This is a genomic window from Arthrobacter sp. SlRoot2-15 (assembly GCF_059739345.1).
In genome coordinates, this window is record NZ_AP046058.1 from 2,466,665 (window position 1) to 2,486,613 (window position 19,949).

The following is a 19,949-nucleotide window of genomic DNA, read 5'->3' on the forward strand; positions in this document are numbered from 1 at the left end:
GATGTATGTCAGCCATCCCACGGCCGCGTCGTCGGCTCACGGGGAGCAGAAGACTGCAGAGCAGAAGGCCTGGGACCTCGCCGCCACGGTCTGCGACCCGGAAATCCCGGTCCTGACGATCGAGGACCTCGGAATCCTGCGCGACGTCGCGGTGACCAAGGAACCAGCCGCCGGCGACGGCGGGATGGTCCCCACGGTCCACATCACCATCACGCCCACCTACTCCGGCTGCCCCGCCATGGACACCATCCGCGACGACCTCACGGCTGCCTTCACCCGCGAAGGCTACCCGAGCGTCAACGTGGAGCTGGTGCTGTCCCCGGCGTGGACCACCGACTGGATGAGCGAGGCCGGCAAAGCCAAGCTGGAGGAGTACGGCATCGCGCCGCCCTCCGGACACTCCAACGCACTGCGGCACGCCGGCCCTGTCCGGCTGTCCCTCGCCGTCAAGTGCCCGCAGTGTTCGTCGCTGAACACCAAGGAACTCACCCGCTTCGGCTCCACCTCCTGCAAGGCGCTCTACGTCTGCCAGGACTGCAAGGAACCGTTCGACTACTTCAAAGTTTTGTAAGGAACAGGTGCCCCCATGACTGTTGTCCGCCAGACCGCCGCTGAAACGGCTGCAGCCACCGGCCGCCGTCGTGCGTCCTTCCATCCGCTGGCGGTGGACGAGGTCCGCCGCCTCACCGACGACGCGATCGAGGTCACCTTCGGTGTGCCGGCTGAGCTGGCGGGCCAGTTCGACTACCTTCCCGGCCAGTACGTCGCGCTGCGCACCACCTTGCCGGACGAGTCCGGCGAACCGAAGGAAGTCCGGCGCAGCTACTCCATCTGCGCCGAGCCGCGCAGCTTCGACGACGGCAGCAGCGAAATCCGCGTCGCCATCAAAAAGGACCTGGGCGGCGTGTTCTCCACCTGGGCCAACGCCGAGCTCAAGGCCGGCGATGTCCTGGACGTGATGAGCCCGATGGGCGCCTTCGTGTCCAGGCACGGCCGGGACGGCAAAGAGCAGAACCTGATGAACTCGATGAACCACCCGGAGGAGATGGCCGAGGCGATGGCGGGGGAGGCCGGCTCCTTCGTCGCGATCGCCGCCGGATCCGGCATCACCCCGGTGATCGCCATCGCCCGCACCCTGCTCGCGGCACACCCGGACACCCGTTTCGACCTGATCTACGCCAACAAGGCTGCCATGGACGTGATGTTCCTCGAGGAGCTTGCCGACCTGAAGGACAAGTACCCGTCCCGGCTCGCCCTGCACCATGTGCTCTCCCGCGAACAGCGCATCGCCCCGCTGCTCAGCGGCCGGATCGACGCGGAGAAGCTGCAGGCCCTGCTGGGGACCGCCATCCACGCCGACGACGTCGACGAGTGGTTCCTGTGCGGCCCGTTCGAGCTGGTCCAGCTGTGCCGGGACACCCTGGCGGCGCGCGGCGTCAACCCGGACCACATCCGCTTCGAACTGTTCACCACCGGCAAGCCGGACCGTCCCGAGGGCAACGCCGGCCGGCCGGTGATCGTGGACGAGTCCCAGGCCACGTACAAGATCACCTTCAAACTCGACGGCCTCCAGGGCGAGGTGGCCAGCCCGACGCACGCCCGCGAATCGATCCTGAACGCGGCCCTCCGGGTCCGGCCCGACGTGCCGTTCGCCTGCGCCGGCGGGGTCTGCGGCACCTGCCGCGCCAAGGTGGTCACCGGCTCGGTCACGATGGACGAGAACTACGCCCTGGAACAGGATGAACTGGACAAGGGCTATGTGCTCACCTGCCAGTCCCATCCCACCACCCCCGAAGTCACCGTCGACTTCGACGTCTAAGTTTCTTCGACGCCCGCCCCACGCAGCCAAGGAGCCGCATGATTTCCCTGACCATCGCCGACGCCGTCGCCGAGATCGTCCTGGACGCACCGCAGAAGCTGAACTCACTCGATGAGCAGGCGCTGCAGGATCTGGCACAGGCGTACGACGACGCCGCCGCGGCCGCCGCTCGCGGCGAGGTCCGGGCGCTGCTGCTCCGTGGCGAGGGCCGCGCCTTTTGTGCGGGGAGGGACATCGCCGGTGTTACCCCGGAAAGCGACGACGCCCAGGCCTACCTGGGCGGGCTGGTCCAGCCGCTGCTGAAGAAGATGAGTGCCTTCCCGGCCCCCACCTTCGCCGCTGCGCAGGGAGCCTGCCTCGGCGTGGGGCTCGGGCTGCTGCTCGCCACGGACGTGGTGTACGTTGCCGAGAATGCCAAGTTCGGGTCCCCCTTCGCCAAGCTGGGCGCCACCCTGGATTCCGGCGGGCACTGGTACTTCACCGAGCGGCTCGGCATGCACCGCACCCTGGACCTGATCTACACCGCCGAGCTTATGAGCGGCTCCGAGGCGGTGGCGCAGGGGATGTTCAGCCGTGCCATGCCGGCGGACGAACTGTTGGAGACCACCCGCGGCATCGTCGCCCGGGTGGCCGCCGGTGCAATCGGCGCGTTCAACGCCAGCAAGGAGCTGGTGGCGCACCTCCGCGACCAGCGGCTGGGCCTCTGGGAAGCCATGGAAGAAGAGAACGCCGAGCAGGCCCGGCTCTGCAAGAGCGAGGACTACGCCGAGGGCTTCCGGGCGTTCCAGGAGAAGCGCACCCCTGTTTTCAAGGGCTAACGCCCTCCCGGGGCGGCCCGGACGGGCCGGGCTGCCGCGGTACTTGTCTTTCATTGCAGCCATTCTCATTTTCAGAACGCGCTTGTACAGTGCGGATATGACGTTGGGGAAACCGGTTCGAAAAGCTGTTATACCCGCGGCCGGATTGGGGACGCGCTTCCTGCCGGCCACGAAGGCGATGCCCAAGGAAATGCTGCCGGTGGTGGACCAGCCGGCCATCCAGTACGTCGTCGAAGAGGCGATGCGGGCCGGCCTGAGCGATTTGCTGATGATCACCGGCCGCCAGAAACGGGCCCTCGAGGACCACTTCGACCGGGAGCCCACCCTCGAGCGGACGCTTGAGGACAAGGGCGACCTGGACCGGCTCGAAGCGGTCAGGTACGCCTCCAGCCTCGGACCGCTCCACTATCTCCGCCAAGGCGATCCGAAGGGGCTGGGGCACGCGGTCCTGTGCGCCCGCCAGCACGTGGGCGATGAGCCGTTCGCCGTGCTGCTGGGCGATGACCTAATCGACGAACGCGATGAACTGCTCACCGCGATGATGGACGTGCAACAGCAGACCGGCGGGTCCGTGATCGCCCTGATTGAGGTGGACCCGGCGCAGATCAGCGCCTACGGGTGCGCGGACATCTCACCGGTGCCCGGGCAGGAGTACTTCCAGGTCAACAGCCTGGTCGAGAAGCCCTCCCCGAAGGAAGCGCCGTCGAACCTGGCCGTGATCGGCCGCTACGTGCTGCACCCGGCCGTGTTCGATGTCCTGGAGGACACACCGCCCGGGCGCGGCGGGGAAATCCAGCTGACCGACGCCCTGCAGGTCCTCGCCACGTCCGACGCCGACGGCGGCGGGGTCCACGGGGTCATCTTCCGGGGCCGCCGCTACGATACCGGAGACAAATTGAGTTATCTCAAGGCGGTCATCTCGATCGCCTCCGAGCGCGTCGACTTCGGCGAGGAACTCAAGACCTGGCTCAAGGCCTTCACGAACTGACGGGTCCCGCCTGCGCCGGGCCGGGCACCTCGGCGGCTACCGGCGTCCTGGCCGGCTTGCGTCCCACCAGCGCCGGGGGCGCCTGGAGCAACCACCAGAGCGGGCCGGACCGGATCAGCTTCCCGAGCCACACCGTGGCCACCACGATCGGGATCGTCATGAGCGGCGGCAGCAGCGCATTCGAAAGGGGCAGGTTCGACTGCAGGAGATGCAGCAGGCCGCTGACCTTGACCAGGGCGCTGATCACCGAGATCAGGAAGATGTGGAAAATGTAGACCGGCAACGTCTGGCTGCCGAGGTTTTGCAGCCAGCGGGGGACCCGTGCGTCCATCCGTACGAGGGCCACCAGTTGCGCCATGGCGAACAGCGCCAGGCAGGACAGCGGCACCTTCAGTTCGAGTTTCAGGTCGAAAAGCATCATCGGGGCCACCAGCGCGGTGTACGCGGCGGCGGCCAGGGACAGCCGGCCGTACGAGGCCGAAGCCATCAGCCGGTCCCAGAGGCCCCGGCCGTGGACACCGAGGTAGAACCAGACGAAGTGGGTTGCCAGCGAGGGGACCTTCAGCGCGTCCAGCGGGGCCGTGACGATCGGCTGCGTCAGTGGCTCCAGCAACGGCGAGAGGGCGCTGAGCAGCGCCAGCGGGATCAGGACGTAGGCGCTGAACCGGCCCAGCGCCCGCGTCAGGAGCCAGGACGCCAGGAAGAAGACCGGCAGCGCGTAGAGATACCAGAACGACGTCGGGAGCAGCAGGCTCAGGACCAGGTCGCCGGCGGAAGGGGCCGGGGCGCCGTTGCGCGAGAGAGGCAGCCAGAGCCGCATCAGGAACAGGAACGTCCAGATGAGGTAGACGTAGTACAGGCCGAGGGTGCGCTGCCGGGACTGGCCCAGGCCCTTGCCGAGGGCGCTGACGCTGAGAAGCCCGGAGATGAAGAAGAAGAGCGGCATCCGGATGGGGCTCAGCGCCTCGCTCACCGGCCACCAGAAGCCCACGACGTCGCCGTTGACCTGTGTTTCCATAAAAAGCGCGGAGTGGAACAACACCACCAGCACCATGCAGAGACCCTTGGCGAAATCCACCCACGGCAGCTTCACCCGGCGCGCATCATTCGCGCGGAGACCATTCTCGACGGACAGGTTAATCCCCCCCATACATGCGGCCTCTGACCCTGCTGCCGCCTGAGCCGCCAGCCTACGGGATGGCCGTTTGCCCGTCCATAGTCTTACGGTGGCGAGGCCTCCGGGCGCCGGGCGGAGGGGTCGGACACGGCCGCCTAACGGGTATCCAGGTCCTCGAACACCAGGAAGGTCTGGGTGTCCAGCACCCCGGGCATGGACTGCAGCTGGTCAAAGATCACCCGGCGCAGGTCCACGTTATCCACCGCGCGGACCAGCAGGATCACGTCGAAGTCCCCGCCCACGAGGGCAATGTGGTGCACCTCGGGGATGGCGCGGAGCAACTCCCGCAGTTCCCGCCAGGAATGCTGGCGCACCTTGAGCGTCACATAGGCCGAGGACTTCAGGCCGGCCTTGATCGGATCCACCAGCGCCGTGAACTTGGTCAGCACACCTTCGCCGGTCAGCCGGGCGATCCGGGTATAGGCGTGGGCCCGGGAAATATGCACGTTCTCCGCCACCTGGGTCACGGACATCCGCCCGTCCCTGGTCAGCTCGGCGATGATGTTCCGGTCCACGTCGTCCAGCGGTACCGCCTGCTCCGGTTCCGTGCCTGCCATTTGTCTACAACCCCCGCCGGTAATCCAGCTCACACTTACATTCTGTCTTCAAGATTAGGGCAATATTCGGGACTTCTCCATGATTCTGCCCGGAGGTGGATACGAAATAGCATCCCGGACCATACTGGAGGCGAATAGTGGCTACAGAAGGACGGACCAATGACGATCTCCGCAGACCACACTGCGCAGCAGCCCTCGAACGCGGAGGAGCCCGCCGCGCCGGCGGAAAACGCCGCCAGCGAGGCCGTGCGCAAGTTCGGCATCACGGTCGAGGACTACATGCTCCCGGCCCGCCACCCGATCCAGATCGTGGGCCCGGACGGTGCCCTGAATGCGGACACGGAGCAGGGCGCGCAGCCCGGCCACGAATACAGCCTCCCAAGCGATGCGGAATTGCTGGCCGCCTACGAGCAGCTCGTCGTCGGACGCCGCGTCAACGACCAGAACTCCGCCCTGGTGCGGCAGGGCCGGATGGCCGTCTATCCCTCGAGCCACGGCCAGGAAGCCTGCCAGGTCGCGGCGGCGCTCTGCCTGTCCGACGGGGACTGGATGTTCCCCACCTACCGCGACTCGGTGGCCGTGATGGCCCGCGGGGTGGACCCGGTCCAGACCATGACGCTGTTCCGCGGCGACTGGCACGGCGGCTACGACCCGGCCAGGCACAAGGTCGGCATCCAGTGCACCCCGCTGACCACCCAGCTGCTGCACGCCGTCGGAGTCGCCCACGCGGCCAAACTCCGCGGCGAGGACACCGTTGTCCTGGCCATGTGCGGCGACGGCGCCACCAGCGAAGGCGACTTCCACGAGGCGCTGAACTTCGCCGCGGTCTTCCACCTCCCGGTGGTCTTCTTCGTCCAGAACAACCAGTACGCCATCTCCGTACCGCTGGCGCACCAGTCGGTGGCGCCGTCGCTCGCGCACAAAGCGGTCGGCTACGGCATGGCCGGCGAACGCGTGGACGGCAACGACATTGTGGCCCTCCTCGCCGTGCTGGGCCGGGCCGTGAAGCTGGCCCGCGAGGGCTCCGGCCCGCTGCTGGTGGAAGCCCACACGTACCGGATGCAGGCCCACACCAACGCCGACGACGCCACCCGCTACCGCCAGGACAGCGAAGTGGCCGAATGGGTGGCCAAGGACCCGCTGAGCCGGATGAAGACCTATCTGACGGACCGCGGACTGCTCGACGACGATGGCGCCGCCCGGATCGCCGACAAGGCCGAAACGGTCGCGACGGCGCTCCGCGAAGGCCTCAGCGAAGACGTCCCGGTGGAACCGCTGGACCTGTTCAAATTCGTCTTCTCCACCCCCACACCCCAGCTGAGGGAACAGTCCGCCCTGCTCGCCGACGAGCTCTCCCGGGAAGAGGCCGCGAAATGAGCCCCACCGTCACCACGTCCTCCGAGGCGAACGGCAACGTTAGCGCCGCGACCGCCCGCGCAGCCGCGAAGGCCGCCGTTGAAGCCGAAAAGTCCGGCCCGCAGACCATCACCCTGGCCAAGGCGCTCAACACCGCCATGGCCGACGCGATGCACGCGGACGAGTCGGTCCTGGTCTTCGGTGAGGACGTCGGCATGCTCGGCGGCGTCTTCCGCATCACGGACGGTCTCACGAAGACCTTCGGGACGAGCCGCTGCTTCGACACCCCGCTGGCCGAGTCCGGCATCGTGGGCATGGCCGTGGGTATGGCCATGAACGGCATGCGCCCAGTCATCGAGATGCAGTTCGACGCGTTCGCCTACCCGGCCTTCGAACAGATCGTCAGCCACGTCGCCAAGATGCACAACCGCACCAAGGGCGCCATCAAGCTGCCCATCGTCATCCGGGTCCCGTACGCCGGCGGCATCGGGGGAGTGGAACACCACTGCGACTCCTCCGAGGCGTACTACGCCCACACCGCCGGGCTCAAGGTCTTCACCCCGGCCACGGTCGCGGACGGCTACCGGATGCTGCGCGAGGCCATCGACTCCGATGATCCCGTGATGTTCATGGAGCCCAAGAAGCTCTACTGGTCCAAGGACCAGGTGGACCTGGACGCGCTCCGTGCCGAGCACGCGGCGAACACCGAACGGGGCACGTCCTCGGAGGGCCGGGCCGCCGTCGCCCGCCCCGGCACCGACGCGACGCTGATCGCCTACGGACCGTCCGTCCCGACAGCGCTCGCCGCCGCCGCGGCGGCCGCCGAGGAAGGGCGCTCGCTCGAGGTGATCGACGTCCGCTCGATTGTGCCGTTCGACGACGAGACAGTCTGCGCCTCGGTCCGCAAGACCGGCCGTGCCGTGGTCATCGCCGAGGCCCACGGCTTCGCATCGGTGGCCTCGGAAATCGTGGCCCGGGTCCAGGAGCGCTGCTTCCACCACCTCGCCGCCCCGATCCGCCGGGTCACCGGATTCGACGTGCCCTACCCGGCGCCGAAACTCGAGCACTATTACCTGCCCGGCGTGGACCGCATCCTCGACGCCGTTGACGACCTCCAGTGGGAAGACTGACCATGAGCGAACCGAAAGTATTCCTCCTGCCGGACCTCGGCGAGGGCCTCACCGAAGCCGAGCTCGTCAACTGGCTCGTGGCCGTGGGCGATGAGATCCGCGTCGACCAGCCGATCGCCGAGGTGGAGACGGCTAAGTCCATGGTGGAGGTTCCGTCCCCGTACGCAGGGACCGTCGCCGTGCTGCACGGCGAGCCCGGGCAGACGCTCGACGTCGGGAAGCCGCTGATCTCGGTCACTCCGGTTGAGGGTTCTGCTGCTGGTGCTGCTGCCGACTCGCCGGCTGCTGTTGCTGCCGAGGCTTACCGCGAGGAGGAGAAGGCCGGGTCCGGGAATGTGCTGATCGGGTACGGGACACCGGGCGGGCATGGGGTTGCTCGGCGGAGTCGGGCTCCGAAGCGGGCCGTTGCCGAATCGCTTTCCGGGGTGTCCGAGGCTGAGAAGGCTGCCGATGATTTGGTGCTGATGCGGACGCGGGTTCCTGGGAAGTTGGGGGCGGTTATTTCTCCGCTGGTCCGGCGGATGGCTCGGGACCATGGGGTTGATTTGGGGGAACTCCAGGGGTCGGGGGCCAGCGGGCTGATCATGCGGCGCGACGTCGAGGCCGCCATCAAGCCTTCCGCAGCGGATCATCCGGCCGAGGCTCCGGCCGGAACGGAAGCCCCGGCCCCGGCCGGCGGCACCGACTCGCGGACCGGGCTGGGCATTGCCGGGCGGACTCCGGTGCGCGGCGTGCGCAAGGCCGTCGCGGCGAACATGGCGCGCAGCCGGTCCGAAATCCCGGAAGCCACCGTCTGGGTGGACGTTGACGCCACCGCGCTGGTGGAAATGCGGGCCGCGCTGAAAAAGGCGGACCCGCACAATACTCCGGGGCTGCTGGCGTTCATCGCACGGTTTGTCACCGCCGGGCTCAAGAAATACCCGGCGCTGAACACCCGGATCGTGACCACCGAGGACACCGCCGGCGGGGCATCCCAGGAGATCGTGGCCTTCGACGGCGTCAACCTCGGATTCGCGGCCCAGACCGACCGCGGCCTGATGGTCCCCTCGGTGCGCAACGCGGACAAACTCAGTGCCCGCGAACTGGACGCGGAGATCCGCCGCCTCACCGCCGTCGTGCGCGAGGGCAAGGCGACCCCGGCGGAGCTCGGCAGCGGCACCTTCACGCTGAACAACTACGGCGTCTTCGGCGTCGACGGTTCGGCGGCGATCATCAACCACCCCGAGGTGGGGATCCTGGGCGTAGGGCGCATCATTGACAAACCCTGGGTGGTCCACGGCGAGCTCGCCGTCCGCAAGGTCACCGAGCTGACCCTCACGTTCGACCACCGCGTCTGCGACGGCGGGACCGCCGGCGGCTTCCTGCGCTTCGTGGCCGACGCGATCGAAAACCCGGGGTCGGTGCTGGCGGATCTGTAGTGCTGCCTTGGATAGCGCTTAGCCGGTCTTATGTTGCCTCTGTTAGGAGTGGCCCTAATGGACTGAGGCGGCAGCCGTTCTTGCGCGTTCTTTTCGTGGCGCGTACTTCTCGCCGAAGAGAACAAGCCGAGCTGCCCTTGAGGGACGAGTGATGATCTGGAGAATTATTGGCAGTCCAATGCCTAGCGTTAGTCCTATGGCGAAGAGCGCGAACTCATTGCCCAGCCCGATCGCCTCAGAACCTATCCAGACCGCCTGTAGGGCAAAGTAGTGGAACAGGTAGATGCCGAAGGCGTAACCGCCCACCCAAGATAGGAAGCCGTTCGTTAGGGTCTTCCTGAAGTGGAAGAGGACGAGTATTGACGAGGCGCCGATCACCACAGCTAAGGCGCGGTCTAAGCGGATATCCTCGATTTCGAATGCCCCAGTGAGCGTCATCATTCGCGGCGCAAAGGTAGCTGTGAATAGGGCAACGAGCGCGGAAAGCGAGAGCAAGGACAGTTCTGGGGCGAACCTCTTTAGTCCGTACCCGATCAGGAAGAACGGCAGGAGTCGAAGGGCCGGGCCGATTCCACAGAGTGCAATAGATGGCACGAGCGAGCTGATGTAAAGGAGTGCCGAGAGTGCCGTCGCGGCGAGCCAATAACCCTTGGTCTTCAGGGCTCCGAGAGCATCCAGCATGCCCGTAATGAGGAAAATCAGGAAAATGGCCTGCAGGAACCAAATGTGATCGGTGCCCAGTAAGTAGGGTTTCCACCAGTCCCCGGGCCCGATACCCGAGGTGCTAGATGGGTTCAGGAGCTTAGCCAGGAACACAAGAGTGCCGACCACCAGCAGTGGCAGGAGCACGCGCCTGACCTTCGCCCTGACGAGCGAGCCGTACTGCGGCCAGTCCTGTGTAGGTCGGGCCGCGTAGACGAACCCCGAGAGTACCGTAAAAAGTGGCATACGGATGTCCTGCAAGCCCCAGAAAATGAAGCGCCAAGGTGAGTCGTCGGGTGCCTGCATGCCGTCGTCTGCTTCCGCTCCGACGACATGGCCGGCCACCATGAAGATGACGGCTATGCCACGCAGGGTGTCAATGGATAAGTCCTTCTTTTTCCCCCATGTTTTCATGGGCGTAATCTTAATCCAGTTGGGCGTTTTCTGGGTTGGCGTAGCAGAGTCTGCGCTCTGCTTCGCCAAAACCTAATGGTTACGGCAGTTCGTATGTGATGTCGATCCACAACTCGAAGGCCGTTGTCCGCAGGCTGGCGGTGTCGATGCCGCCGAGCGAGGCAGCCCCCTCAATGCCGAGCGGGATTTCTGGTGACCCACCGGCCGAATAGGAGACCGTCCTCTTTGTCACGTTGGCGAGCTGCCAATAACCCACCGTTCCAGCAGCGATGTTGTCAGATGACGACGCGAGGGGACGCCCTGTGATTTCGAGGGTGCCGGCAATAGTTGAATCGAACGTGCCTGCCAACCGGACGAAGCGCGGGCGATTTTTCCGTCAACGATGATCCGCCCGGTTTGCGCGGCATGCGTCGGCACCCCTGCTGTGGTGCTCCCACGAGTGCCGGGGTAAATGTGGTAACGCCCCTGCTTTCGCCCGTCGATGTAGTCCGCGATGCCGTTTGTGAAGCCGTTGTTGACGGTTCCCCTTGCCGTGAGGTTGGTTGCCGACGGGTAAGAAAGCTGACGGGCGAGTCCGGAATGCCGTCAGTGCTGGTGCGGTCGGTGGTCGCGCCGATGCCGTCCGTGTTGTCGTACGCGACGCCTGGGTTGGCGTTTGCGAACGCCGCCATTATGTTGGTTGGCGCCCAGAACCCGCGGCAGTTGATGAAGCGGGGGTGGGGAGTGTGGACAGATGAGTTCTGGCTACTAAATTCACACAAGCGAGCTCAAGCGCATCTCCAGGCACCGGGCCTCGCACATCGCGCAGCTGTCCGAATTAGCAGTCCTGGCCGCAGTCACACTTGTTGTGGTCTGCCTCGCGATGACCCGCACGTGCTAGCGGCGTAGCCGGTTCGCGGCCGGGCGCCGGAAAAAACGCCTGCCGGTCGGCTCCGGGCCCCGGTCGGCTGCGTTGGGTAGAATCGAGGCCTGAACATCGCACCAACCATGCCGGCGCAGCGCCGGACTACGGAGATTTCATGTCACGATGGCTCGAGGTCGGTCAGGACAACTATGTGCTGACCACCCAAGGATCCCTGCTCAACACCGGGCTGATCGTAGGCACCGAACGTGCCATGGTGATCGATACCGGCGGCGGGCCCCGGCAGGGCCGCGAGATCCTGGACGCCGTCCGGGAAAAGACCCTGCTGCCGCTGGTGGTGGTCAATACGCACGCCCACTACGACCACTTTTTCGGCAACGCCGTGTTCGCCGACAGCGGCGTGAGCGAGTTCTGGGGGCACCAAAACTGTGCCGCCGAGATTCAAGAGAACGGTGACGCCCAGCGGCACCTCGTGGAGGCGGCGGAACCGGAAATGGCCGCCGGCGAGGGGACCTCCGTGGAACTCGTGGTCCCGAACGCGATTGTCAAGGACCAGCCGGTCCTGGTGGATCTGGGCGGTCAGACGGCCACCCTGTTCTACCTGGGCCGCGGCCACACCGACGGTGACCTGCTGGTGGGGACGGGCACCACGCTGTTCGCCGGCGACCTGGTGGAGCAGGGCGCGCACCCGTCTTTTGAGGATTCCTTTCCGGAGGAATGGGCAGATGCCCTGCGGCACATTTCCGCGTTGCGTCACCGTTACGAATTCCTGGTCCCGGGCCACGGCGAACCCTGCAGCGACCAGTTCGTAAAGACCATGGCCAACACCATGAGCACGGCGGTGCGGCAGGCCACCCAGGCCACCCGCGAGACGCCGAACGACGCCACCAAGGCGATCCCGATCCTGCCCTACGGCCCGGAGCAGTCGCGGTGGTTCATCCGGCGCCTGCAGGAAACCCGCGCGCACCACTGAGGGCTGCGAGAATCCTGTCCCCATGCTGCGCAAAGCCTGCGGAACCTTTTAGCGCGCCGAATCGACAACCCTCGAAGCCGCTGCGTAACCTCGTGGAGGACCCGCGTTCGAGGGGTCAATTCAGTCAGCGCTCAGCTCGCCCGGAAGATGCTGATCCCGGCCGCGCATCAATGGTGCCGCTGTACTCAGGAGGTCTCACCTTTGACATTGCCCGGCTATGTCCTTGGGCTCTGTGCCCTTCTAGGCAGCACGCTACTCCTCGCTGCTGTGTTCTATGTGGCGATTTGCGTGAAACGCAAGCGCCACGCGTCCGCCCTTCAACGTCAGGTGCCTTAGTTTTGCCGTACATCGATATTAATCCCCACCGCAGCCGGCCCAAGTGGTGGGCCTACGCCGCCTTGACGGTCCTCGCGGTGGCCACCGCCGCCGTCGTGGTCCTGGCGCTGGCACCCCGTTAGTCCAGACCCCGCTGGCCAGCGGGAGTTCGCTCAGACCAAGTGGTGTGGCCTGGAAATGAAGTACATGACTACGCGTGTGCGGGCACCCCCCGGTCGGTACCGTCGGAGCAGCGCACCTGCTCCGGCTTCTGGCCAGTCCAGGGGTTCTGCCACCGCGATCCTGCCGGGTGGGCAGCTGCCCTGAGGTTCCCTAGGGACCCAAAATCGGGCCCTGGTTGAACCGCCTAGTTTTAGGTCGGGCTGGTGCAGATGGCTCCCAGACGTCATGAGCTTTCGGGAAATCGTCGGAAGCTGCAAACGATCCTCAGGCTGCTGCTGGCGGCCATGGTCCTCTTGGTGGCTTGGCCGGCCGCGGCCATGCAGGGGCGCCAGGCGCCCGGGCCGGCTGCGGCGACGGCGGCCGCCGAGGTGGCCGCGGGCACTGAGGACTCGGTCGCGGAGCAAAAATTGGCCCCGGCCGGTGCCACTGTACCCAGTACCGTCCCCTCCAGCCCGGCGCCGGAGGTTCCGGCCGCCCAGGTCCCGGCTCCCGTGGCCGCGCCGGCTGCGCCAACAGACGCCGCTGCGGCCAGTCCCATCGAGAGCAACCAGTACGTTGTAGCGCCCGGGGACACCGTCGGCGCCGTCGCCACCCGGTTCGGACTGGATGTCGCCACGGTGCTGGCAGCAAACGGACTGGGCGCGTTCACTCCCATCATGCCCGGCCAGACGCTCAAACTCTCAGGTCCCGCGATAGCCGCCGCCGAGGCGGCACCCGCACCCTCAGAGGCTCCTGCTGCCGCCGCCGCGACGGCTGTTGCCCCGGCCGCGCGGACCATCCTTGTGGCCGGCTCGGGCGGACAGGCCATGGTGGACCGGTGCATCGGCCCCATCCACTTCACCCCGACCGATGCGTATTCGCTCTTCATCACCGAGCACGACTTCTGCGGAGGTTGGGCGAGGTTCTCGGGGATCAGCGTCGGCGAAACGGTGGTCGTCTCCGGCTACGGCACCTACACGGCAACGGGCCGCGGCCAGGTAGGACAGGGCGGCTCGACCAACGACGTCGCCGCGGTGTTCGGCGGGTTCCCGCGGGCCATCCTGCAGACCTGCATCCCGGGCACAAACCAGATGCTGCTGATAGCTCTCAACTAGCCTGGCCGCAGTGCGGCTTCTCCGCTGGTCCGTCGGGCATTGGGGCTGCACCTAGACTGGATGCTTGAAAGAAGTTCCAACAAGCGCCGCAGCGTGCTCCGCTGTGGGTCCTGGGGGGAAACCAGACCATGCCCGAACCGGTGGAAGACAACTCAGCTACCACTGCTGAAAATGCAGGACAGCCTGAACTCCGCCGCCGCCGCGACCTGCGTCGCGCCGACGGTGAGAACTCGGCTGCCCGGACAGGAACCATGCCGGTCGTCAATCCCCGCAGTGTCCCCGCGGAAGCCACGGAACCCCCCACCCGCCCGGCTCCGCCGCGCAGCAGCTCGTGGGCCCAAGCCGCGGAGGCCGCTGATGAGCGCTTTGGCTACCCGGCCACCGGCGCCACTCCGGTGATCAGCCAGGTTCCCGCGGCGCCACTTCCTCCCGCCAGCGCGCCGACGTCGGCGGCCCCGCAGGCACCAACAGCGCAGCCAGAACCGCACGAGACCGCGGCGGCCCCGAACCGGAGCCCGGACCCGGCCGTTGAATCTGCGCCCGGCAACGTGCCGCCGCCGCCGGCCCGTGCCACCCGTTCCGCCAGCCGGGCCGCCGCCCTGGCCGAGGCGCCGATCCCGGACTTCATCAGCTCGCCGGGCCTCTTCGTCCGGGAACAGAAGCCCCGGCCCGTCGGCGGGCTCCGCGGCACCCTCTACAACCTGACGGGCGGCAGCCTGAACCTGGGCCCGAGCGCCCGGCAGCGTGAAGAGGACGAGCTCGCGCGGCGGATTTCCCGCCAGCTGCAGGGCAGCTACAACACCGCGGTGCTGAGCCTCAAGGGCGGCATCGGCAAGACCTCCACCACGGTCGGCGTCGGACTGACCCTGGCCGAATACCGCGGCGACCCGCCGTGCGCCATCGACGCCAACCCGGACTCCGGCGACCTCGTGGAGCGCGCCCTCGGCGAAGGGATCTACCAGCAGCAGACCCCGCGGACCATCAGCGACCTGCTCCGCAACGTCGAATCCATCGACTCGCTGACCGCCCTGGCCCGGTACATGCACCATGCCGGACGCCTGCACCTGATCGCCGGGGAACAGGACCCGGAGGTCTCCGATTCGCTCACCGCCCAGGAATACCTGCGCATCCGCAAGCTGATCTCCGGCTACTACTCCGTGGCCCTCACCGACTGCGGCACCGGGGTGACCCACAATGCCATGAGCGGGATCCTGCAGTCCGCGGACAACCTCATCATCGCTGCCGGCTACGCCGTCAGCGGCGCCAAGCGCGCCCGGAGCACCCTGCACTGGCTCGCCAGCCACGGCTACGAGGACCTCGCGCGGAACGCCGTTGTGGTCATCACGGACAAGGACGAAGTCTCCTCAAGGGTGGACAAGGACGCCATCGAGGACCACCTCTCCGGCATCTGCCGCCAGTTGATCGCCGTCCCGCATGACCGCGGCGTGGCCGACGGCGACCTCGTCACCCTCGATGCTCTGCGGCCGGAGACGCGGCGGGCGTACCGGGAGATCGCCGCGGCGATCGTCGACGGCTACGTTTAGCCGCTAGATTTAGGCCATGAGTAAGTACGTCGAGGGCGAGGCCACCGTCCATCTGCAAGACCTCGTTGAGGGCACCGAAACCGTTGAGGACTTCTTGGATGGGCTCTCGGAGTTCGCTGCGTCAACCCTGAGCCACTTCGCCGGGACGGATATCGAATGCGGCGTGACCCTCCAACGACGCAGAAAGACGATGACCGTCGCAGGGTCCAGCCCCACCGCGGTGATGCTGGACCAGATCGAGCAGAGCCTGGGGGAGGGCCCCTGCATCGAGGCGCTGCGGACGAAGACCGTGGTGCTCCTTGCCGACGTGGCCACCGACCCGCGCTGGCCGGAATACCAGGAACAGCTCGCCGCGCACGGCTGCCGGAGCACCCTTGGCGTCCCGCTGGAAATCGGAGACGACTCCACGGCGGCGCTGAACTTCTTCGCTCCCGCGACCGGCGTCTTTACCGCCGAAGTTGTGTCCGAGGCCGCCGGATTGGCCGACATCGCCGGCCGGGCGCTGCGCCTGGCCGTCCGGATCGGGACCGCCCAGACCCGTGCCGAGAACCTGCAGGCCGCCATGGAGCACCGAACCTCCATCGACCTGGCGTGCGGCGTCGTCATGGCGCAGAACCGGTGCTCGCAGGAGGACGCGATGGCCATCCTCACCCGGGTCTCCAGCAACCGGAACCAAAAGCTCCGCGACGTCGCCGCCGAGGTGCTGGGGAACGTTACGGGTGAGGAAATCCACACGCACTTCGAGGGCTGACCCTGCGGCCTGCTGAACGTGCGGCCCTAGGATGAAGGGGATGACCACCACACGCCCCGCAACCTTCAGCCTCCGCAGCATCGCCGTCCCCGCCTTCGGCCCGGCCCTGCTGTTCAGCATCGGCGAGGGCGCGATCCTGCCCGTGGTGGCCCTGTCCGCCCGGGACCTCGGCGCCTCGGTGGCCGTCGCGGCGCTGATCGTGACACTGATCGGGCTGGGCTCGTGGTTCTTCAACCTGCCCGCGTCGCTCCTGACCCTGAAGTTCGGCGAGCGCTGGGCGATCGTCGGCGCGGCGGCCGCGAGCGCCGTCGCCCTCGCCGCCGCCGCCCTGGCGCCACTGGTGCCGGACGGGATCTGGCTGCTGGCCGCGGCGATGGTGGTGGTGGGTATGGCCGCCAGCGTGTTCAGCCTGGCCCGGCAGAAGTACCTGACCGAGGCGGTTCCGGTGATCCTCCGGGCCCGGGCGCTCTCCACCCTGGGCGGGGTGAACCGGATCGGCATTTTCATCGGCCCGTTCATCGGCGCGGCGGTAATGCCGTTCGGCGGCATCAGCGCGGCCTACTGGGCAGGCGTGGTGGCGATGGCGGCCGCCGCGGCCCTGTCTATGACCATCCCCGACCTCGTCGCGGCGGCCGCCCCGGCGGACGGTACCCCCGTCCGGCAGCCGACGCTGCGCAGCGTCGCGGCCTCCCACGCCGGGGTGTTCCTGAGTGTGGGCATGGGGGTGCTGCTGCTGAGCGCGCTGCGTGCCTCCCGCCAGGTGGTGATCCCGCTCTGGGCCGATCACCTCGGCATGGACGCGACCGGCGCCTCGCTGATCTACGGCCTCTCCGGGGCCATCGACATGCTGGTCTTCTACCCGGCCGGCAAACTGATGGACCGCAAGGGCCGCCAGTGGGTGGCGGTGCCCTCCACGCTCATTATGGGCACGGCCCTGCTGCTGATCCCGCTCAGCACCGGATTCGTGGGCCTGCTGCTCGCGGCGCTCCTGATCGGCTTTGGCAACGGCATCAGCTCCGGGCTGAACATGACCCTCGGCGCCGACTTCTCGCCGGACAACGGGCGCGGCCAGTTCCTCGGGATCTGGCGGTTCCTGGCCGACGCCGGCGCCACCGGCGGCCCGGTGCTGCTCTCCGGCGTCACGGCCGCCGCCTCCCTCGGGGCCGGGGTGGGGGCCACCGGCGTGCTGGGCTTCGCCGCTGCCGCCGTCTTCGCCATCACCATCCCCCGGCTCCGGCACCGCCGGAACTACTGAGGGTTCCCAGGCGCGCTTCCCCAAGCCGTTGTGTCCCAACTGACTCGCAGCTGGGGCCGTTTTCAGCGCCCAAAACGGCCTTAGCTGCGAGTCAGTTGGGTCCGGCGTCGTGCGGCGTGGCCGAACAACCACACCAGGGCGACCGTGGCGAGGTAGCCGGTAATAACGATCAGCGAGGTGCCTGCCCAGAAGTAGTTGGTGGTGCTGCCTTCCTGGCCCGGCCCGGGCGCGATTTTCAGCAGCGAGTAGGCGGCCACGGCGGCGGAGGCTAGCCCGGCCAGCACCGGGACGGCGACCCACAGCCGAGCGGACGCCCAGTGGCTGTTGTAGCCCTCCCAGACATTCCAGCGGCGTCCGGTGCGCATGATCAGCCAGCCCGCGGGCAGCGTGAAGGCCCCCACCACCAGGAACGCCGCCACCACATCGGCGGGCCGGTGCCACTGGTTGATGAGCGTGGACACCCCGGTGGCGACGGCGAAGCTGCCGCCCAGGAACCCCGCCAGCGGCCGCCAGCGCGGCGACACCATCAGGAACACTGCGGCCGCGGCGGAGGCGGCCAGCGTAGTGTGGCCGGAAGGGAGGGAATTGAGCTCAAGGGTCTCGATGCCGCGGAACGGACGGACCGGGACCAGGTCCTTGAGGACCTGGGTGGCGACGTTGGCGCCCGTGGCGGCCAGCACAGCGATGCCGGCGGCCCTCCAGCGGCGGCGGGCCACCGTCACGAACAGGACCACCACCGAGGCGATCAGCACGGACAGGGCCGGGAGCCAGTCGAGGAGTTTGTTGCTGGCTTTGCCGGCGGCGCCGTGGATTTCCACAGCCTCGACCAGCGCCGATTCGTCAATGAACTGGCCGGTGGTGGTGCGCACGAAGAAGTAATATGTGGCGGCGAGGGCGGCGGCGCAGCCAAGGGTTGCCAGCAGGAAGAGGAAGCCGGCGGCCCCGCCCGGACGGGAGGGCTCCGGGGCCGGCGGCGTCGAGGGGTGTCCGCCGGGACGCGCCGGGGCGCGTCCGGGGAAGCGGTCCCGCCTGATGCCGGGTGCCGCCTGACCGCTGCTGCGTTCCTGCCGAAAACTCATCGCTATACAGGTTCCCACAGAACGCTAGGACCTGCCTGACGGTCGGCCGGGAACCGGCAGGATTGACCGGCGGCGCGAACCGGACCAGAGTCGTCCCATGAGCAACCTGGAACGCGGCACCGACGCGGCCGCCGCAGCGGCACAGCACCCGGACCCCGCCTTCCCCCGCTTCCATCCTCGGCCGGCGCAGGGCTGGATCAACGATCCCAACGGCCTGTGCTACCTCGGCGGCAGGTACCACGTGTTCTTCCAGTACAACCCGGACTCGGCGCGGCACGACCGGATCTGCTGGGGCCACCTGAGCTCCCCGGACCTGCTCCGCTGGGAAGAACACCCCGTGGCGCTCCGGCCCCAGCCCGGCGGTCCGGACGCGCTGGGCTGCTGGACCGGCGTCGTGACAGACGACGGCGGCGTGCCCACCGCGGCGTCCTCGGGCGTCAGCACCGCGGGCGGGCACTCCCAGGTGGTCCTGGCCCGGGGATCCCAAGGACTGACGCAGTGGCGGCAGGAAGGGCAGGTGGCCGCGCCTGTACCCGCGGACCCCCACGTCACGGCGGTGCGCGACCCCTATCTCTTCACCTTCCACGGCCGGCGCTACGCCCTCCAGGGCGCTGGCCTGGCGTCAGGTCACGCGGCCGTGCTGCTCTACCGCGCCGACAAGCTGGACGACTGGCGCTACGAAGGCATCTGGTTCAGCACCGAGGATGCCCTGGCGGCCCGGCACCTTCCGGCGGAGATCTGGGAATGCCCGCAGCTGGTCCGTGTTCCGGACTCCTCCGGGGCGGAAACCTGGCTGCTGATGGTCTCCCTCTGGCTCTCCTCGGACTACCACCACCACTCCAACGGTGTGGGCTACCTGCTGGGGGCCCTCGCCGAGGACCCCGTCACCGGGCTGCCGGTCTTCACCCCGGCGAAAGGCGGCAAGGCGGACCTGGGGCCCGACTTCTATGCGCCACAAATCCTGTCCCTGCCGGACCGCGCCCTGCTGTGGGGCTGGTCCAACGAGGTATCGGGGCTGGACGGGCGCGCCGGTCGCGGGCAGGAGCAAACGGACGCCGCCGGCTGGGCAGGGCTGCTGACCTTCCCCCGGCAGCTGGCCGTGCACGGCGGCACCCTCGCCGTTGAGCCGGCGCCGGAGCTGCGCGGGTACCGGGGCGCGCTGCGCGCCAAGGGCGCCGCCGGAACACTGCGCCTGCCGGGAGGTGCAGCCGAAGCCGTGGTCACCGGCGGGGAGGGCAGGATCCGGCTCGTCCTGGCTTCCGCGGCGCAGTCCCGCCCGGTCTTCGCGGACACCGTGGCCGGCGGCGACGAGCTGAGGATCTTCGTGGACGGCTCGATTGTGGAGGTCTACCGCCACGGCTCGGTGCCGGCGACGCTGCGCGCCTACCCGGCGCCCGGTGAACAGTGGCGACTGGAACTGCCGCACGGCGCCGCAGCCGATGTCTGGGAGCTGCGGCAGCCAGCGACCACGTAGCGCTGCCGCCCAAGACAAGTAGCCGCTACTCGTGTCCGGC

At 67.8% G+C, this 19,949-nt stretch carries 18 protein-coding genes; 13 read left to right on the plus strand and 5 right to left on the minus strand.

Annotation, left to right across the window (positions count from 1 at the left end; all coding sequences use genetic code 11):
- Window position 1 precedes the first annotated feature (1 nt).
- From paaD to galU, 4 genes are all read left to right on the plus strand, one after another.
- The gene (gene paaD / locus AC6I9V_RS11360) at window positions 2-571 is read left to right on the plus strand and encodes a 1,2-phenylacetyl-CoA epoxidase subunit PaaD (RefSeq protein ID WP_497900306.1); all 570 of its coding nucleotides are present in this window, start codon (window positions 2-4) and stop codon (window positions 569-571) included.
- A gap of 15 nt (window positions 572-586) precedes the next feature.
- Window positions 587-1,819, plus strand: a complete 1,233-nt coding sequence (paaE, locus tag AC6I9V_RS11365; protein ID WP_497899525.1) for a 1,2-phenylacetyl-CoA epoxidase subunit PaaE — start codon at window positions 587-589, stop codon at window positions 1,817-1,819.
- 38 nt (window positions 1,820-1,857) lie between these two features.
- Window positions 1,858-2,637: an enoyl-CoA hydratase/isomerase family protein gene (locus tag AC6I9V_RS11370; protein WP_497899526.1), complete on the plus strand. Its 780-nt coding sequence runs from the start codon at window positions 1,858-1,860 to the stop codon at window positions 2,635-2,637.
- 97 nt (window positions 2,638-2,734) lie between these two features.
- The gene (gene galU / locus AC6I9V_RS11375) at window positions 2,735-3,625 is read left to right on the plus strand and encodes a UTP--glucose-1-phosphate uridylyltransferase GalU (protein ID WP_497899527.1); all 891 of its coding nucleotides are present in this window, start codon (window positions 2,735-2,737) and stop codon (window positions 3,623-3,625) included.
- On the opposite strand, the gene AC6I9V_RS11380 is transcribed toward galU, so the two are convergent.
- Entirely contained in the window at window positions 3,615-4,718 is a 1,104-nt protein-coding gene (locus tag AC6I9V_RS11380; RefSeq protein ID WP_497899528.1) for an acyltransferase family protein, read from the minus strand. The two genes, galU and AC6I9V_RS11380, sit on opposite strands and share 11 nt — an antisense overlap.
- A gap of 179 nt (window positions 4,719-4,897) precedes the next feature.
- Complete coding sequence (locus AC6I9V_RS11385; RefSeq protein ID WP_146336735.1) at window positions 4,898-5,359, minus strand: Lrp/AsnC family transcriptional regulator; 462 nt, start codon at window positions 5,357-5,359, stop codon at window positions 4,898-4,900.
- Window positions 5,360-5,518: 159 nt separating this feature from the next.
- Between AC6I9V_RS11385 and pdhA the strand changes: the two genes are divergently transcribed.
- The 3 genes from pdhA to AC6I9V_RS11400 are packed head-to-tail and all read left to right on the plus strand — an operon-like array spanning window position 5,519 to window position 9,263.
- Window positions 5,519-6,736: a pyruvate dehydrogenase (acetyl-transferring) E1 component subunit alpha gene (gene pdhA / locus AC6I9V_RS11390; RefSeq protein WP_497899529.1), complete on the plus strand. Its 1,218-nt coding sequence runs from the start codon at window positions 5,519-5,521 to the stop codon at window positions 6,734-6,736.
- On the plus strand, window positions 6,733-7,845 hold the full coding sequence (locus AC6I9V_RS11395) for an alpha-ketoacid dehydrogenase subunit beta (protein ID WP_497899530.1): 1,113 nt from the start codon (window positions 6,733-6,735) through the stop codon (window positions 7,843-7,845). The genes pdhA and AC6I9V_RS11395 overlap by 4 nt, the downstream gene beginning before the upstream one ends.
- Before the next feature lie 2 nt (window positions 7,846-7,847).
- On the plus strand, window positions 7,848-9,263 hold the full coding sequence (locus AC6I9V_RS11400) for a dihydrolipoamide acetyltransferase family protein (RefSeq protein WP_497899531.1): 1,416 nt from the start codon (window positions 7,848-7,850) through the stop codon (window positions 9,261-9,263).
- A gap of 54 nt (window positions 9,264-9,317) precedes the next feature.
- On the opposite strand, the gene AC6I9V_RS11405 is transcribed toward AC6I9V_RS11400, so the two are convergent.
- Both AC6I9V_RS11405 and AC6I9V_RS11410 read right to left on the minus strand, forming a co-directional pair.
- Window positions 9,318-10,448 carry an acyltransferase family protein gene (locus AC6I9V_RS11405; RefSeq protein ID WP_497899532.1) on the minus strand — a complete coding sequence of 377 codons (1,131 nt, stop codon included), beginning with the start codon at window positions 10,446-10,448 and terminating at the stop codon, window positions 9,318-9,320.
- Between the two features lie 10 nt (window positions 10,449-10,458).
- The gene (locus AC6I9V_RS11410; protein WP_497899533.1) at window positions 10,459-10,728 is read right to left on the minus strand and encodes a hypothetical protein; all 270 of its coding nucleotides are present in this window, start codon (window positions 10,726-10,728) and stop codon (window positions 10,459-10,461) included.
- A 670-nt stretch (window positions 10,729-11,398) separates the two neighbouring features.
- Here AC6I9V_RS11410 and AC6I9V_RS11415 point away from each other — a divergent pair.
- From AC6I9V_RS11415 to AC6I9V_RS11435, 5 genes are all read left to right on the plus strand, one after another.
- Entirely contained in the window at window positions 11,399-12,214 is an 816-nt protein-coding gene (locus tag AC6I9V_RS11415; RefSeq protein WP_497899534.1) for an MBL fold metallo-hydrolase, read from the plus strand.
- Window positions 12,215-13,008: 794 nt separating this feature from the next.
- Window positions 13,009-13,806 carry a LysM peptidoglycan-binding domain-containing protein gene (locus tag AC6I9V_RS11420; protein ID WP_497899535.1) on the plus strand — a complete coding sequence of 266 codons (798 nt, stop codon included), beginning with the start codon at window positions 13,009-13,011 and terminating at the stop codon, window positions 13,804-13,806.
- A gap of 251 nt (window positions 13,807-14,057) precedes the next feature.
- The gene (locus AC6I9V_RS11425; protein WP_497899536.1) at window positions 14,058-15,350 is read left to right on the plus strand and encodes a MinD/ParA family ATP-binding protein; all 1,293 of its coding nucleotides are present in this window, start codon (window positions 14,058-14,060) and stop codon (window positions 15,348-15,350) included.
- A 16-nt stretch (window positions 15,351-15,366) separates the two neighbouring features.
- The gene (locus AC6I9V_RS11430) at window positions 15,367-16,101 is read left to right on the plus strand and encodes a GAF and ANTAR domain-containing protein (RefSeq protein ID WP_497899537.1); all 735 of its coding nucleotides are present in this window, start codon (window positions 15,367-15,369) and stop codon (window positions 16,099-16,101) included.
- A 40-nt stretch (window positions 16,102-16,141) separates the two neighbouring features.
- The gene (locus tag AC6I9V_RS11435; RefSeq protein ID WP_349412340.1) at window positions 16,142-17,356 is read left to right on the plus strand and encodes an MFS transporter; all 1,215 of its coding nucleotides are present in this window, start codon (window positions 16,142-16,144) and stop codon (window positions 17,354-17,356) included.
- 80 nt (window positions 17,357-17,436) lie between these two features.
- On the opposite strand, the gene AC6I9V_RS11440 is transcribed toward AC6I9V_RS11435, so the two are convergent.
- Entirely contained in the window at window positions 17,437-18,435 is a 999-nt protein-coding gene (locus tag AC6I9V_RS11440) for a phosphatase PAP2 family protein (protein WP_349412339.1), read from the minus strand.
- A 97-nt stretch (window positions 18,436-18,532) separates the two neighbouring features.
- Between AC6I9V_RS11440 and AC6I9V_RS11445 the strand changes: the two genes are divergently transcribed.
- Window positions 18,533-19,909, plus strand: a complete 1,377-nt coding sequence (locus AC6I9V_RS11445; RefSeq protein WP_349412338.1) for a glycoside hydrolase family 32 protein — start codon at window positions 18,533-18,535, stop codon at window positions 19,907-19,909.
- The last annotated feature ends 40 nt before the right edge of the window (window positions 19,910-19,949 follow it).